This window comes from Bradyrhizobium sp., assembly GCF_035701725.1.
GTDB lineage: Bacteria > Pseudomonadota > Alphaproteobacteria > Rhizobiales > Xanthobacteraceae > Bradyrhizobium.
Genome location: NZ_DASSRP010000192.1, coordinates 1 through 2,449, shown reverse-complemented (window position 1 = coordinate 2,449; position 2,449 = coordinate 1). Strand labels below are relative to the sequence as shown.

At 63.3% G+C, this 2,449-nt stretch carries 3 protein-coding genes; all 3 read left to right on the top strand.

All coding sequences use genetic code 11. From position 1 onward, the window contains the following. A partial coding sequence (locus VFL62_RS11195) for an alpha/beta hydrolase (RefSeq protein ID WP_325172439.1) occupies positions 1 to 800 on the top strand: 800 nt, incomplete at its 5' end. Positions 801 to 826: 26 nt separating this feature from the next. Beyond that, the gene (locus VFL62_RS11190; protein WP_325172438.1) at positions 827 to 2,047 is read left to right on the top strand and encodes an LLM class flavin-dependent oxidoreductase; all 1,221 of its coding nucleotides are present in this window, start codon (positions 827 to 829) and stop codon (positions 2,045 to 2,047) included. Positions 2,048 to 2,124: 77 nt separating this feature from the next. Then, a partial coding sequence (locus VFL62_RS11185) for an alpha/beta hydrolase (protein WP_325172437.1) occupies positions 2,125 to 2,449 on the top strand: 325 nt, incomplete at its 3' end.

Here is a 2,449-nt window from a genome sequence, read left to right as displayed (position 1 = left end):
GGGAGAAAGCAATGAATGACGCGCCGCCGCTCGGCGATCGGCTCAGAATCCGCGATGTCGATCTTGAGATTGTTCGCCGGGGCAACGGTCGGACGATCGTCTTCCTGCACGGTTTTCACCCGCTCGACCCGGAGTGTCGCTTTCTCGAACTCCTGTCGCGCCAGTTCGCGGTTCTCGCGCCATCTCATGCAGGTTTCGGAGCTTCCACCCGGCCGGATGGTTTCGAGACGGTCTACGACCTCGTCCACCTGTACGGCGAGTTGCTTGACGGTCTCCCGGACGACAAGGTCACGGTCATCGGCGCTTCTTTCGGCGGATGGCTCGCTGCGGAGATTGCAGCGTCGTGCTCGCACCGCATCGACCACCTCGTGCTCATCGATGCTATTGGTATCAAACTGGGGGACCGCGAAACGGCGGATATTCTCGACGTCTTTAACACGCATCCGGATCAGGTCCGCCGGCGCAGCTGGCATGATCCCGACCGCGCGGCTCCGGATTTCGACGCAATGTCGGACGCAGCACTTACCCGGCATGCGCGCGATTGGGAGGCGCTCTGCCTCTATGGCTGGGAGCCTTATATGTACAACCCGCAGCTAAAACGTTGGCTCGGGCGGATCGCGCTGCCGACGCTGGTGACTTGGGGCGCCTCGGACGGCGTCGTTTCACCTGACTACGGCCACGGCTATGCCGCACTGATCCCCAACGCGCAGTTCAAGCTGATTGATGGGGCGGGCCATCATCCGGAGATCGAGCAGCCGGAAGCGCTGGCCGATCTCATCGTCAACTTCCTCGGCCGCTGACGGCCGCCAACGCTTGGGAGGCTCCGATGGACGCCTGGTGGATGTGCGAAGTGCCGTATCCCCATGTGCCGCAAGGCGTGCTCGATGCCACCGACTCGGTGCGCGCAAGCCTGCCCAATCGCTGGTGTGATCCTCGCGTCGCCGCCGATCTCTTCGAGGAAGTCATCGACGAGTATCTCCTCTGCGACGAGATGGGGCTCAACGTCTGTGCGACGGAGCATCATGCCGGCATCAACTCGTTGCTCGGCGCCAATCCAATGCTCGTCAGCGTTCTCGCACGGCAGACGCGGAAAGCGCGCATCCTGAGCCTCGGCACGCTAGTTTCATTGCGCCGCGAACCGGTGCGCGTCGCCGAGGAATACGCGACCGCCGACGTTATCTCGCGTGGCCGGCTCGAACTCGGCTTCGTCAAATCAGGCGGCACCGAGCATGCTTCTGCCAACGCCAGCCCGATCAACAATATCGAGCGATACTGGGAAGCGATCGACCTGGTCTCCAAGGCTCTAACCCACCATAACGGACCATTTTCTTGGGAGGGCAAGCACTTCACTCACCGCCACGTTAACATCTGGCCGCGCCCCTGGCAGGAGCGGTTGCGGATGTGGGCGGCGACAGGCGACCCGCACACCGCTGCCGAGGTTGGCCGTCGCGGTATGGTTCACACCCTCGTATTGCGCGGACACGAAGGGACGCGGCGCGCCTACGCTGCCTATCGCAAGGCGCGCGCCGAGGCGGGCCTCCCTCCGGCTTCCACTGACAACTTCGCATACAGTGCTTTTGTCTATGTCGGTGATACCGACGAGGAGGGTATGGAGGTCGGCAAAAAGCTCCTGTGGTTTCTTCACACGAGCCTTAAATCAGCCCCGCAATATGCGCAGCTCCTGCCTGGCACGGCACCGCCCGAGGTTGCTGGCCAAGCGTGGCGTACACGGCCCAAGGCCGATCCAGCCCAGCCCGAAAAAGGCGTCTCCTCAGCGCACCAGAACGCCGCTAAGCTCCTCTCGATCACTGCCGATCAAGCGATGGCGCAGGGCATTATGTTCGCCGGCAGCCCTGACAGCGTCTATGCACAAATCAAGGAGTTCTATCACGACGTTGGCGGCTTCGGCCATCTCACGATGATCGGCCGCACCGGCTTCATGACACACGCCGAGTCGGAGAAGAGCATTCGGCTCTTCGGTAAGGAGGTGCTGCCGCGCCTCAAGGAGATCGCGCCGGCAGCGCCGACGCTAGAGGCGGCGAAATGAACGACGCCCGCCGTATTGGAACGACCGGAGCGGGGCAAGACACGCCGGTCACTTCGGCCGGAGTGCAGGAGGGAAGGATGCCGAAGCCGATCAGTTTCTACAGCGAGGGCGTCAAGCTCGCCGGCGATCTCTTTCTGCCGCAGGATTCCCTTCCCGGTGAGAAGCGCGCCGGGATTGTGCTGTGTACCGGCTATATGGGCGTGCGCAACCTGTACCTGCCCGACATCGCGAAGATCATCGCCGCTGCCGGGTACGTCGTAATGACCTTCGATTACAAGGGCTGGGGCGACAGCGAGGGGCCGCCGGCGCGGCTGGCGCCCTATAGCCGGGTCGCCGACGTCCAGGCGGCGCTGAGTTTTCTTGCCGCCCAGCCGGAGGCCGACGCAGAGCGGCTCGGCATTT

Bases quoted from the DNA above. Each gene is read 5' to 3' on its own strand.
- VFL62_RS11190 (WP_325172438.1), top strand. From the start codon at position 827: ATGGACGCCTGGTGGATGTGCGAAGTGCCGTATCCCCATGTGCCGCAA.